This is a genomic window from Leucogemmata humicola, from assembly GCF_055379415.1.
Genome location: NZ_AP040875.1, coordinates 5,688,958 through 5,702,199, shown reverse-complemented (window position 1 = coordinate 5,702,199; position 13,242 = coordinate 5,688,958). Strand labels below are relative to the sequence as shown.

At 59.6% G+C, this 13,242-nt stretch carries 12 protein-coding genes; 4 read left to right on the top strand and 8 right to left on the bottom strand.

Features of this window, described 5'->3' with window-relative positions:
• Positions 1–66 precede the first annotated feature (66 nt).
• Genes AC6H4Z_RS24435 through AC6H4Z_RS24410 form a run of 6 tightly spaced genes read right to left on the bottom strand, consistent with a single transcriptional unit; the run spans position 67 to position 5,970 of the window.
• The gene (locus AC6H4Z_RS24435) at positions 67–1,107 is read right to left on the bottom strand and encodes a GDP-mannose 4,6-dehydratase (protein WP_497544590.1); all 1,041 of its coding nucleotides are present in this window, start codon (positions 1,105–1,107) and stop codon (positions 67–69) included.
• Positions 1,091–1,972, bottom strand: coding sequence for an NAD-dependent epimerase/dehydratase family protein (locus tag AC6H4Z_RS24430; protein ID WP_497544589.1), 882 nt, complete (start codon positions 1,970–1,972; stop codon positions 1,091–1,093). Before AC6H4Z_RS24430 ends, AC6H4Z_RS24435 begins: the two co-directional genes overlap by 17 nt.
• Positions 1,973–1,981: 9 nt before the next feature.
• Positions 1,982–3,307: a lipopolysaccharide biosynthesis protein RfbH gene (gene rfbH / locus AC6H4Z_RS24425; protein ID WP_497544588.1), complete on the bottom strand. Its 1,326-nt coding sequence runs from the start codon at positions 3,305–3,307 to the stop codon at positions 1,982–1,984.
• Positions 3,307–4,311 (bottom strand): GDP-mannose 4,6-dehydratase, encoded by a 1,005-nt coding sequence (locus tag AC6H4Z_RS24420; protein WP_497544587.1) that lies wholly within the window; start codon positions 4,309–4,311, stop codon positions 3,307–3,309. Before AC6H4Z_RS24420 ends, rfbH begins: the two co-directional genes overlap by 1 nt.
• Positions 4,305–5,078 (bottom strand): glucose-1-phosphate cytidylyltransferase, encoded by a 774-nt coding sequence (gene rfbF, locus AC6H4Z_RS24415; RefSeq protein WP_497544586.1) that lies wholly within the window; start codon positions 5,076–5,078, stop codon positions 4,305–4,307. Before rfbF ends, AC6H4Z_RS24420 begins: the two co-directional genes overlap by 7 nt.
• 1 nt (position 5,079) lies before the next feature.
• Entirely contained in the window at positions 5,080–5,970 is an 891-nt protein-coding gene (locus AC6H4Z_RS24410) for a class I SAM-dependent methyltransferase (RefSeq protein ID WP_497544585.1), read from the bottom strand.
• A gap of 101 nt (positions 5,971–6,071) precedes the next feature.
• Here AC6H4Z_RS24410 and AC6H4Z_RS24405 point away from each other — a divergent pair, with 101 nt between their 5' ends.
• From AC6H4Z_RS24405 to AC6H4Z_RS24395, 3 genes are all read left to right on the top strand, one after another.
• Positions 6,072–7,103: a glycosyltransferase family 4 protein gene (locus AC6H4Z_RS24405; protein WP_497544584.1), complete on the top strand. Its 1,032-nt coding sequence runs from the start codon at positions 6,072–6,074 to the stop codon at positions 7,101–7,103.
• 116 nt (positions 7,104–7,219) lie between these two features.
• Positions 7,220–8,479, top strand: coding sequence for a glycosyltransferase family 4 protein (locus AC6H4Z_RS24400; protein ID WP_497544583.1), 1,260 nt, complete (start codon positions 7,220–7,222; stop codon positions 8,477–8,479).
• The gene (locus tag AC6H4Z_RS24395; protein WP_497544582.1) at positions 8,476–9,237 is read left to right on the top strand and encodes a class I SAM-dependent methyltransferase; all 762 of its coding nucleotides are present in this window, start codon (positions 8,476–8,478) and stop codon (positions 9,235–9,237) included. Before AC6H4Z_RS24400 ends, AC6H4Z_RS24395 begins: the two co-directional genes overlap by 4 nt.
• A gap of 16 nt (positions 9,238–9,253) precedes the next feature.
• On the opposite strand, the gene wecB is transcribed toward AC6H4Z_RS24395, so the two are convergent.
• Both wecB and tkt read right to left on the bottom strand, forming a co-directional pair.
• Complete coding sequence (wecB, locus tag AC6H4Z_RS24390; RefSeq protein WP_497544581.1) at positions 9,254–10,339, bottom strand: non-hydrolyzing UDP-N-acetylglucosamine 2-epimerase; 1,086 nt, start codon at positions 10,337–10,339, stop codon at positions 9,254–9,256.
• Positions 10,340–10,349: 10 nt separating this feature from the next.
• Positions 10,350–12,359, bottom strand: a complete 2,010-nt coding sequence (gene tkt / locus AC6H4Z_RS24385) for a transketolase (RefSeq protein WP_497544580.1) — start codon at positions 12,357–12,359, stop codon at positions 10,350–10,352.
• A 73-nt stretch (positions 12,360–12,432) separates the two neighbouring features.
• Between tkt and AC6H4Z_RS24380 the strand changes: the two genes are divergently transcribed.
• Complete coding sequence (locus AC6H4Z_RS24380; protein WP_497544579.1) at positions 12,433–13,209, top strand: YdcF family protein; 777 nt, start codon at positions 12,433–12,435, stop codon at positions 13,207–13,209.
• Positions 13,210–13,242: the final 33 nt, after the last annotated feature.

The following is a 13,242-nucleotide window of genomic DNA, read 5'->3' as shown; positions in this document are numbered from 1 at the left end:
CCGCGATGATACGACTGGCCCACGCACTTGCGGTGACCAGCAAGTGCGTCGGCAATACGAATGTTCTCAGGACGCCCGCGTTTCCTCGATCCACGATACCATCCGTCTGAGGCCATCATCGGCGGATACCTGTGGCGCCCAGCCCAACACTCTACGAGCCTTCGACGAATCAGCGACGAAGACACGCTGGTCGCTCGATCGCTCCGGAAGGCGGGTGTAAGCCAATCGGGTTTCCAGGATTGTTTCTAGCCGATCAAAGAGCTCTAATAAAGAGAGGCTATTCGGCATGCCGCCTCCGATATTGAACGCGTGGCCGACAGCGGCGTCTGCATTCGCGACAGCAGCGAGGTAGCACGCCACCGCATCATCAGCGTGGAGAACATCTCGAACCTGTTTCCCCGAGCCAGAAATGGTGAACGGTTCGTGCTGAGAGCGGCATGCAGCGTCGAACGCCTTCTGACAAAACCAGCCAATCCATCCCTGATCGTAGGTCGCGAATTGGCGTCCGCCGTAAATCGAAGAGTGTCGAAACACGATACCGCGCACCCCGTACATCCGTGCATAGTCGCGGATGTAGACGTCAGCAGCCGCCTTTGACGACCCATATGGCGAATGCGGATCGAACATCACGGATTCGTCGAGACCATTGACAAAGTCGCTCAGGACGAATCGTGTGTCTGTCTCGTCATACCGGAGGTGTTCGAGATCTCCATACACCTTGTTGGTCGACGAATAGACCAGCGTTGCTTCGGGCGCAGCTCCGCGAATCGCCTCGAGCACGTTCAGGGTGCCGAGCGCGTTGACTTCGAAGTCGAACCGAGGGTTTGCAAGGGAGGTCGTCATGGCGACCTGGCCCGCGAGATGAAACACCACGTTCGGTGGCCGATCTGCCAACGCGCGTAGGACATCGTTTGCATGGCGCACGTCGCCATGAACAAAGCGAACATCGCCGCGGGATCGCAGCCATGCGAGATTTTCCGTCGCACCAACGCGATACAAGTTATCAAAAACCGTCACGTCGGCCCCATCGTCGATGAGACGCGCCGCGAGGTTTGACCCCAGGAAGCCGCAACCGCCAGTAATGAAGTACTTAATCGGCGCCTCCAAATCCAAGTTGCCCGCGATGCCATGCAATCGTGCGATCGAGACCGGCGTTCAGCTCCGTCTCAGCTCGCCAGCCGAAGCCGCGCAAGTACGCCGGATTCGCCACCGTCTCGACGGGTTCATTGATTCGATAAGGAAGCGCACCGAAGTCCAGAGGCACCGCGGAGCTCGTTCGTTGACGTACCCGAAGTGCGAGTTCACGGACAGTCATCGCGACGCCACTTCCGATGTCCAGTGACCCCGTGATCTGCGAATTCTCGGCGATCAATGCGAGTGCGCGAGCAACATCATCGACAAAAATCAAATCGCGACGCTGCTCGCCGGGTGTGAGCGGTATTGATGCCGTTCCCGCGGACAGGCAACCGCGAATAAGAGAGGGAACGAACTTCCAGTCATCGTCCATTGGGCCATACATCAACTGAATTCGTGTATCGACAAAGCTCGTTCGCGTTCCCTGTGTGAGGCGCTCCGCCCAAGCGCGAAACTGATGCTTGGACAGCGCGTATTGGCTCACGCCGGGATCCAGCGCTGTTCCCGTGTTTATGAAACGTGGAACACCACGAGCGATCGCGGCCTCGAGTATAGCGACGGGGAGCGCGACGTTAGTCTCGACGAGTCCTCGTGAATCGCCAGCGCGCCCGTAGTTCGCTATCGCGTGCACCACACAGGCGATGGGCTCGCCGGCAAATAGGTCGGACAAGCTCCCGGGATCCAGCGAACGCCACTCGACAGCCGCGCTCTCCTCGTCGAGTCTCCAGGTTCGTGATGCAACGCGCCGCGCCGCGACAACCGAATGTCCGCGATGGAGCAACTCGTGGACGACACGGCTGCCGAGGAAGCCGGTGGCCCCGGTGACGAGAATGCGCATCGCTAAAGGTCAGCGGCGATCGGCCGCGAGTAACGGTTGCGTGATGGAGTCGGCGATGTAATCCATCTCCGCTGCGCCGAGGCCTGGATACACGCCCACCCAGAAGGTGCGCTCCATGATCACATCGGCGTTCGTCAAATCGCCGACGACGCGATGAGGAATGGATTCGTAGGCTGGCTGACGAAGCAAATTGCCACCGAATAGAAGACGCGTCGCCACCCGGCGCGATTCGAGATGTCGAATGAGGTCGTTACGCGAAATGGGCGCGTCGGCCGCCAGCGTGATCGGAAACCCAAACCAACTCGGCTCGCTGTGTTCGGTCGCTTCCGGAAGCACGAGGAAGTCGCGCAGCGGCTCCAATGCGCTGAACAGGTGCGCAAAATTGCGGCGCCGTGCCTCGATGAAGCCATCGAGCTTATCCAGCTGCGCGACGCCGACGGCCGCCTGCATGTCCGACAACTTGAGATTGTAGCCGATGTGGCTGTACGTGTACTTGTGATCGTAGCCATGTGGCAGCGATCCCAAACACCAATCGAAGCGTTTGCCACAGGTATTGTCCTTCCCTGTATCGCACCAACAATCGCGGCCCCAATCTCGGAACGACTCAATCAGGACTTTGAGCCTAGGACTGCCCGTCAGGACAGCACCGCCTTCGCCCATTGTGATGTGGTGGGCAGGGTAGAAGCTCACCGTCGCAACGTCGCCGAATGTGCCCACCTTGCGTCCTCGATAGAGCGCGCCGGTGGCGTCGCACGTATCCTCGACGACCCAAAGGTCGTGCTCACGCGCGACTCGCATGACCGCATCGAGGTTGAACGGATTGCCGAGTGTGTGCGCGACCATGATGGCCCGTGTGCGCGGGCCGATCGCCTCTTCGAGGCGAGTCGTGTCGATGTTGTACGTCGGGATGTGCGCATCGACGAACACCGGGACGAGATTATTCTGAAGGATCGGATTGATCGTCGTCGGAAACCCTTCGGCGGCGGTGATGACTTCGTCGCCAGGACGCAACCTCTCGTCGCCAAGCTTTGGACTAGTCAAAGCCGACAATGCGACCAGGTTCGCGCTCGATCCAGAGTTCACGAGCATGCAGTGGCGCATGCCAAACCATTTAGCGAACCGGCGTTCGAATTCGTGGGCGTAGCGACCCGAGGTCAGCCAAAAATCCAACGACGCATCGACGAGCAATTCGAGCTCGTTTGCGTCAAACACCTTGCCGCTTACGGGAACCGGAGATTCTTCAGGAACGAACTCGGTGGCTGGCCAGCGAGTCGCGTGATACTCGCGGGTGAGTCGTAGAATATCGCGACGAAGCTCTTCGGCTGACTGCGTCATCAGGCGAGGTACTCGCGGTACCATGTGATCGTGCGTCCGAGGGCGTCATCGAGCTCGAAGCGCGGACGCCAATTGAGGCGCGTGCGCGCTTTGGTGGCATCGAGATACTGATGCTTGATCTCCCCCTTAGTCTGGCCGAGCACCACTGGTGCCAAATCGGGCCTTTCCATTAGAGCGAGAATGCGGTTCGTGATGTCGATGACGGGGACCTGAAGCTCTGGGCTGAAGTTGAACGCTTCCCCTCTGACATCGCCGTCACACGCACGCTCGGCGAGGAGCATATAGGCGTCGACAACATCGTCCACATAGACGTAGTCCCGAATGTTCGTTCCGTCGCTTCGCAGCACCGGGCGACAATCCTGCAACACGCTTCGAATAGTTCCGGGAACAATCCGGCTCCAGTTGAGATCGCCACCGCCATAGATATTCCCGCATCGGGCGACAGTGACCGGAACTCCATACGTATGTGCGTACGAAATCGACAGCAGATCCGTGCAACTCTTGCTGACATCGTACGGGTGCATACCCGACAGCGGCATATTTTCAGTGTACGGCAGTGTCGGGGAATCACCATACGCTTTGTCGCTACTCGCAACGACAACGCTTCGCACGAGTTGCGAGTGCACTCGGCACGCCTCGAGCACGTTGTACGTGCCTCGCAGATTGGTCTCAAACGTTGCTAGCGGATTGCGAAGTGCGGTGCCGACGATCGTCTGGGCTCCTAAATGGAAGACGATGTTCACCTCGTGCTCGTTGATCGCGCGCTCGATCGTCGCGTAGCTTTCGAGCTCTCCCGAGACGACGTTGATCCGTTTGATATATCCGCTGCGAATCAGCTCACTCTGCGGATCCCAGTCGCGCACGAGCGCAATCACGTGAGCACCTTCGTCGACCAAGCGGCGCGTCAGCCAAGAGCCTACGATCCCGGTTGCACCGGTGACCAATACGCACTCACCCGCCCATCGATTTTGACGCGCCCCGTCTCTCGGTGATGTGTTTACCATGTCTTCCACGGCGCAGATCCGGACGCCCATAGCTCCTCGAGAACCTGCTTCTCGCGCAGAGTGTCCATTGGTTGAAAGAATCCGAAATGGCGATACGCCATCAGTTCGCCGGCAGCGGCGATGGATTCGAGCGGATCTCGTTCCCAGATGATGTTGTCGCCCGCGATGTACTCACCAATTTTGCGATTGAGGACGAAGAAACCGCCGTTGATCCATCCTTCGCCGGTCTGAGGCTTTTCTGTAAACGCGGCAACTCGATCATCGTCAAATACAATGCTTCCGAAACGGGCCGGCGGACGCACAGTGGTTACGGTTGCCAGTTTGCCATGCGACCGATGAAACTCGATGAGACGCGTCACGTCCACGTCAGCAAGACCGTCGCCGTACGTGCACACGAAGTCCTCGTCATCACCTAGCAACGACAGCGCACGCTTGATTCGCCCGCCGGTCATCGTGGATAGCCCGGTGTCAACGAGATGCACACGCCAATTCGGCTGCTGCTTACCGTCGTGAACCGAAACCATGCCATTGCGCAGATCAATGGTCAGGTCGTTGTTGACCGCGTAGAAATTCAAAAAGTATTCTTTGACGACCTCGGCCTTATAGCCAAGCGCGACGACGAATTCGCATAATCCGTGCGCGGCGAAGACGTTCATGATGTGCCAGAGAATCGGCTTGCCGCCCACCGTGACCATGGGCTTGGGGCGAATCGAGCTCTCCTCGGCCAGTCTGCTGCCGAGTCCGCCCGCCAAGATGACGACTTTCATATCAGGGCGCCTCCGAGCTCTTTCGAAACGTGAGTAGGCTCAGATTTCGGCTCCCGGATCTCCGAGAAAGCACGGCGCGGTCGACAGTGTACCCGACAGATCCGACGACAGAACCGACCGCCCCCTGCAGGCGACCATTTCGAGGCAGGTATTTGAGAGTGGCTCTCATTGCGATCCAGCATGCACGTTGTGCGGCGATCGTCGACCGAGGATCATCGCCAGCCACTGGAGGGTCCATGCACCAGAATACCGGCCGCGAAGCAGCGGCGAGAAATCCTTCTGATGCCAGAATGCTCTCATACCATGAAAGCGGGCGCCGTGCGACGATACCACTCTCGCGCCGAGTCGCCGAGAGTCCAGCGACCTTATCGGTCAGTAGCAGCGCTCCTCCTGGTCGAACGAGGCGAGCGAGGGCAATCACAGCCCGAGCGGCCTCGGCATCATCCACGATGTGATAGAGAACGTCGATAGCGGTTACGACATCGAAGCTTTCCCGAAGGCGCGGCCACGCTTCCGCGGCAGCGAGTTGCTGTAGCGGGCCGTGCAGCAGATCAAACGCAGGAAACCGTTTCGAGCAGCTCTCAAAGGCGCGCTCCGATATGTCGATGCCAGCCACGCGGGCGCACTTGAGATCTCGCCAGAGTTCGAGATAGTAACCAACGCCGTAAGCGGCTTCGAACACGGCAGTCTGCCCATTCAGATAGGTTAGGCGCCGCAGCTCGTCGACGACTGCACGTCGGCGCAGCCGATATGCCCACAAATTCCAAGCACGGCCCATGTCAGGATGACCCACCTCGTCGACCGCATCGGAGGAGGCGCCAGCGACAGTGGTACGCCAATAGCTCAGGACATCAGGATGTTCGGGGTCGCGCTTAACTGTGTTCGTGTGCATTGAGGTATTCAGGACAAAGCAGACTTCGACCGCAACACAACTCGTCGACGCAACAAAGGCTTCAGCTCCTACATGACGCATCCCAGTTTGAATCGAACGCCGTGAAGCAAAGCACCACTGCAAACACCGACCGTCCCGGAGAGGGGCTGACAGTCTGCTTCTTTTGCAAAACGGCGGATCCTTCGATCCTCGAGCGCGTGGACTTCTATCAGCGCGATCTACAGATCCTGCGGGCGCTGGGATTTCGCGTCCTGATCGCGACGAGTCTTCATTCGATACCGTCGGCAGATCTCTATTTCATTTGGTGGTGGACTTGGGCATTCGCACCGGTCGGCATCGCACGACTACTGGGTCGCCCGGCGATCGTGACGGGGACGTTCGACCTGTGGTTGTTCGACTCACGATCCATTGTCCATCGAGTCCTTCATCGATTCGCTCTCCGGCAGGCGAGCGCGAACCTCTTTGTCTCAGAACTCGAATGCTCCGGGGTGTCGAGAGCGCTCGGTGCAAGGAACGCGCTATACTCGCCACACGTCGTTGATACGGTGGAGCTCCAGCCCGGTTCGGTCACGCGGGAGCCGTTCGTCCTGACAATTGCCGGGTCCGGTATGGATCGGGGGAACTCCAAGCGGAAATGCATTGCCGAAATCATCGAGGCGGTTCCGGCGATCCGCGAACAGCATCCCGACATTCGATTCGTGATAGTTGGAAACAAAGGCTCCGATTTCGCCGAGCTCAGCGCTCTGGCGCAGCGTCTTGGCGTCGCCGAATACGTGGACTTTCCCGGAGTTGTCTCCGTGAAGGACAAAATTTCACTTCTCCAACGATGCCGTATCTATCTGCAACCGAGCCATTACGAAGGCTTCGGATTGTCGATTCTCGAAGCGATGAGTTGCGGTGCTCCGGTGGTCACGAATACCGCAGGTGCCGTGCCTGAGGTCGGTGGCGATGCCGTGGTATACGCTGCCTCACCAACTCCCGCCGCGATCAGCGAAGCAGTCATCGCTCTACTCGGCGATCAAGCGTGGCGCGCAGACCTCGAACATCGGGCGCGCCTCCGGGCAGTCAGGCTGTTTTCAGCAGATCGTCGCCTCGACGACGTTCGACGTCTCGTACAACAGCTATTGGGCTAAGCAATCAACGACGTCCAGAGGTGGCCGACCGCCGTCGGTGCGCGCGTGGCCTGAGTCTTCCAGATGCATCATTCCGTTCAGGCGGCTTGGCGAGCTCATCTCGGCGTTTGTATAGAATGCACATTCTGCTCATACACCAAAATTTCGCGACAGCCGACCAAGCAGGCGGTACGCGACACTTTGAAATTGCGACGAGGCTCGTCGCGTGCGGGCATCGAGTGACGATCGTCACCGGCGACGTTACCTACCTCACCGGCGCGCGCGCGTCCGCGAGCACCGAATCATCGCTTCCGCAAGGCTTGGTCATTCTTCGCGTCCCGACGCTCGGCCGGATGCACCGATCGATGGTGCTTCGACTCATTGCCTTTCTCGGTTTCGCGATCGCAGCGCCAGTGGTAGCGCTTCGTGCCGGCAAACTTGATCTCGTCATTGGTACCACGCCGCCGTTGTTCCAAGCGCCGGCGGCATGGCTCGTTGCTCGACTACGTCGCGCACCATTCCTTCTCGAGGTGCGAGACCTGTGGCCCGATTTCCTCATCGAGATGGGGAAGCTACGAAATCCTTTCGCAATACGTATTGCGCGCGTGGTTGAGAGATTTCTGTACACTCGGGCGGATTACGTCGTGGTCAACTCGCCTGGCTATGTCGAGCACATCCTCGGGAAGGGCGTAGATCGCCGATCGATTAGCGTTGTGCCAAATGGCGTCGACCCAACGATGTTCGACTGTTCCGCGGAGGCGCGCGAAGTAACCCGAAACGAGCTGAATGCCTCAGATCGCTTTGTGGTGATGTATGCGGGTGCGATGGGCCCGGCAAATGATCTCTCAACGCTTCTTGCTGCCGCCGAGCATCTCCGCGACACGCCGTCCGTTCGTTTTGTTCTCGTCGGCGACGGGCCGACTCGCGAAGGGTTGATCGCTCGCGCCGAACGGGCGGGTCTTACTAACGTCTCCTTCATCGGCGCGCGACCGAAGGCTCAGATGGCTGCGTTGCTTGGCGCCGCCGATGCATGCGTCGCGATCCTGCAGAATGTCCCGATGTTTTCTCGTGTGTACCCGAACAAGGTGTTCGACTATCTCGCCGCGGGAAAACCCGTCGTGCTTGCGATAGACGGAGTGATTCGCGAGCTCGTTGACGCCGCCGGCGCTGGCGTCTTTGTCCGTCCCGGCGATCCGGTGGGATTGGCGGCGACACTACGTGAGCTTGCCGCTGACCCAGAGCGCGCGCAGCAAATGGGTCGTAATGGGCGCGAGTTCGTTACCGCGCACTTCAATCGCGATACGCACGCCATCCAGTTTCTGCAGATCGCTGAGTCACTTCGCGATCGGAAAGACCAACCGCTTTCGCTTACGGTGGAGGCGACGGAAGCTCAATGAGAGCACACTCGGAGACCGTGTCTGCGAAAGGCCTCGTTGCGTCGGTTGTTCGACGAATCGATCGGAAGTGGTATCCGAACGATGCTTCTCACTGGGATGCGAAACGGTTCCGTCTGTATGTTGGTGAGCGACTACGGATCACCGACACGATACTTGATTACGGTGCTGGACGAGGCGCCCATCCAGAATTCGATTTTCGTGCGTTTGTCGACCGCGTCGTCGGCGTGGACGTCGATCCCGCGGTCAGCGGGAACCAACACGTTCACGAGACGTCGCTCCTCGTAGCGCCCGATTACGAGATCCCATATCCGACGGAGTCGTTCGACGCGATCGTTTCAAGCAACGTCGTCGAACATTTGCCGGAGCCGACGCAGAGTTTTCGCGAACTCGCCCGGGTATTGCGACCGGGTGGAATTGTGGTGATCAAAACAACGAACTTGCACCACTATATCGCGACCGTTGCTCGTGCAACGCCGGTAGCGTTTCATCGTTGGTACAATGCTCGTCGGGGGACCGCCCCGGATGATATCTTTCCGACGACTTACCGATGCAATACACCGCGCGCGCTTCGAGAGGTGGCCAGAGCCTCGGGACTCGAACTCGCGAATGTCACCCTCCACGAAGGTCGTCCCGAGTACCTACGTGCTAACCCGGTGACGTATGGCGTCGGCTTAGTCTACGAGCGCCTGGTGAACTCGACGCCGAAACTCGCGCGCTTTCGTGCCGTTATTTTCGCGACGTTCCGCAAGCCGAAATAATAGGAATCGGCGGCGACTAGGCGAGCGACTCAAGAACGTCAACGATCCGCTGACTCGTCTTTCCATCCCACTTCGCCGGGATCGCTCCGCGTTTCCACTGTCCAGCAAATAGGCGCGCGAACGCCGGTGCAAGCGCCGCTGGATCGGTGCCGAGAATCTCATTCGTTCCGACGGTCACCGTCTCTGGTCGCTCCGTGCTGTTTCTCAGCGTCATGCACGGAATACCCATCACGGTCGTCTCTTCCGTCACGCCGCCAGAATCGGTGACAACCGCTCGGGCGTGCTGCACCAGGTAGTTGAATTCGAGATACGGCTGGGGATCGGTGAAATGAATGTTCGGGCGCTCGCCTGTGAGCGCGCGCAACGTCTTTGCGGTTCTCGGATGCACCGGAAACACAATATCGAGATTGCGCGCTCCGGCCGAGATGGCGTCGAGCATGGCGACGAGACTCGTTTCTTCGTCGACGTTTGCGGGACGATGGAGCGTCAGGACCAGGTATTGTCCTGATTCGAGTCGGAGTTCGTCCCAACACGAAGGCTTGCGAAGGCGATCCATGTTCGCCAACAGAGAATCGATCATGGTATTCCCGACGAAGAAAATTCGATCGGATGTCACGCCGCTGCACCGCAAATTCTCGCCGGCCGTCTCGGACGTCGTGAAGAAATAGTTCGTGATAGAATCTGTCACGATTCGATTGATCTCCTCTGGCATCGTCCAATCGCCAGAGCGAATTCCTCCTTCGACATGCGCCACGCGGACACGGAGCTTCTGCGCGGCAATCGCGCACGCCATGGTAGAGGTCACGTCTCCGACGACGAGACACAGGTCCGCGGGAGACTCGATCAGCAAACGTTCATATCGCGTCATGATTGCCGCTGTTTGCTCGGCCTGCGTGCCTGAACCGACCTCCAGATTGACGTCCGGCCTAGGAATGCCGAGTTGCGCGAAGAAATCGCCGGACATTCTCTCGTCGTAGTGCTGCCCGGTATGCACCAATCGATAGCGGACCGGGCCAGCCGCGGCGCGCGCGTCGATCGCCCGAAGAATCGGCGCGATCTTTACAAAGTTTGGTCGAGCGCCGGCAATCACATCGACCTTCATGCCAACGCCCCTACTTGGCGCTCACACAACGCCGCGCCACTTCGACCACACGCGCGGCAGTCAGTCCAAACCCTTCATAGATCTTCTCATACGGCGCACTCGCACCAAAGCGCTCGATGCCGATTACCTCGCCGTTACCGGCGACCCACTTGTACCACGACATTGGCGCCGCCGCCTCGATAGCTACGCGCGGAATTCCCGCTGGCAGTACCGTCGACTGATACTCATTCGACTGCCGCGCAAAGATCTCCATTGAGGGCATGCTCACGACTCGCGCGGCCACGCCCTGCTCGGCGAGCTGCAACTGCGCCTTCATGATCAGAGAGACTTCGCTTCCCGACGACAGCAGAACAACCTGCGGCTTCGCACCATTGGCTGGCTCCGCCAACACGTACGCGCCCTTCGCCACGCCTTCGGCCGACGCAAACTGGTCGCGGTCGATGAACGGCAGTTTTTGACGCGTAAGGATCAACGCGACGGGCCCGTGCTCGTGCTCGACCGCCATGCGCCACGCTACCGCCGTTTCGTTCGCATCGGCCGGACGAATGACGGTCATATCCGGAATTGCACGCAGAGTCGATAGCTGCTCGATCGGTTGGTGCGTTGGCCCGTCCTCGCCAAGGCCGATCGAATCGTGCGTGTAGATGTAAATCACCTGCTCGCGCGTGATGCACGCCAGTCGAATCGACGGACGCATGTAGTCCGAGAAGATCAAGAACGTTCCGCCGTACGGCATCACGCCCTTGTGAATGGACATGCCATTCATGATGGCGCCCATTCCATGTTCTCGAATACCGAAATGGATATATCGGCCGGCGTAATCCGTCGGCGTGAATTCCTTCCAGGTCTTTACCGACGTGTTGTTCGACGGCGTAAGGTCTGCCGAGCCGCCAATGAGCTCGGGCAGCGCATCGGCCGTCGCGTTGAGCACGGCGCCGAAGGCAGCACGTGTTGCGATGTTTCCGTTGTCCTTGGTGAACGTCGGAATCTTCGATTCCCAACCAGCGATGTGCTTACCGGCAAGACGGCGCTCAAGCTCTTTGGCGTCGGCGGGGTAGGCGGTCGCATAGGCGCTCCACTTGCCGTTCCACTCGGCGTGCTGTTTCGCGCCGCGCTCTTTGGTTTTGCGCCAGTGTGCAAGTGCTTCATCGGGGACGAAGAATGGCTCGGTGCTCGGCCACTTATAGTTCTTCTTCGTTGCGAGCACATTCTCCTTGCCCAGCGGCTCACCGTGCGCCTTTTCGCTGTCCTGTTTTGGGCTGCCCCAGCCGATGTGCGTTTTCGTAATCACCATCGTCGGTCGGTGCGTATCTGACTGCGCTTCCGCGATGGCGCCCTCGATTTGATCGAGGTCGTTCACGTCGTCGATGTGCAGCACCTGCCAGCCATAGGCTTCGAAGCGTTTGGCCGTGTCGTCGGTAAAGGTCAGATCTGTCGAACCGTCGATCGTGATCTTGTTGTCGTCGTAGAATCCGATCAGCTTCCCGAGCTTGAAGTGTCCCGCGAAGCTTGCCGCTTCGTGGGAAATGCCCTCCATGAGGTCGCCATCGCTACATATGAAGTATGTGTAGTGATCGACGACGTCATTGCCCGGCTTATTGAACACCGCGGCGAGATGCGCTTCGGCCACGGCCATGCCGACGGCATTGCCAATTCCCTGGCCGAGTGGGCCGGTCGTGGTTTCGACGCCGGGCGTGTATCCGTACTCTGGGTGGCCGGGAGTTCGGCTTTCCCACTGTCGGAACTGTTTGATGTCTTCGAGCGTCAGGTCATAGCCGCTCAGGAAGAGAGAGCTATAGAGAAGCATGGACGCGTGACCGGCCGACAGGACAAACCGGTCGCGGTCTGGCCAGGCGGGGTCGGACGGGTCATGCCGCATGATCCGCGTGTAGAGCACGTAGGCCAATGGCGCGAGGGCCATGGGCGTGCCCGGGTGTCCTGATTCGGCCTTCTGCACCGCGTCCATAGACAGGGTGCGGACGGTATTGATGGCAAGAAGATCGAGGTCGCTCGTCGGCATTGCTGTGTAGGTCGGAAGGCAAAACAAGGCAACAATCACAATGAACTTAGTAGACTCCGGGAAGCGTGCGGGTATGGGGGCGGCTGCAGGCGCGCTCGCCGTTTTCCTGCTGTTCCATCTGCAGGTCGCGGCGATCGTTCACGACCCGGATATTGGCAAAGCGATCATGGGCGGCCTGACGGTTGGCGCCGCTGTCGGGGCGTTGGGGTGGGAACGTTGGCTGATTGCCCTGAACGCCGTGCTGATCTTCCTGTATTTCACGATCACCGACGGCCCCATCATGGGCCAGATCGCCAAGCGGTGGGTTCGGGACGACGGTCCGCCGGCGCAGCAGGACGCGATCATCGTCCTCTCGGGCTATGTTCAGCCCGATTCCGCCATCGGGGGTGAGGCGACTGAGCGGCTGTTGACCGGGATCGAGCTCTTTCGGGCCGGCGTGGCTCCGCGCCTGGTGACGTCGCGCGTTCAGAGTCATGACTCGAACGTGTCTCGATCGAGCACGGCAGATCAGCGTCGGCTTTTGGAACTCACTGGTGCCGCGGCCGCCTGGGTAGAAGTGGACAGCGTCTCCTCGACACGGGACGAAGCCGTCCGCGAGGCGGCCCTGCTGCTGCCGCTGGGCGTTACCCGCGTTGCCGTCGTGACGTCGCCGTTTCATACGCGGCGCGCCTGTGCCGCCTTCGAAGCCGTTGGCTTCACAGTCTCCTGCCAGCCGGCTCGCGAACGGGTGATCATGACTCGGCACCCGATCAACAGCGAAACTCGGCTCGCGGCGTTCGGCGCCTATGCCTATGAGCGGCTCGGCATGGTCAAATACCGAATGAATGGCTGGCTACCGCCAAACCGGTAGCTGAATCGGGCGGTGACAACCCACTCGTGGGAC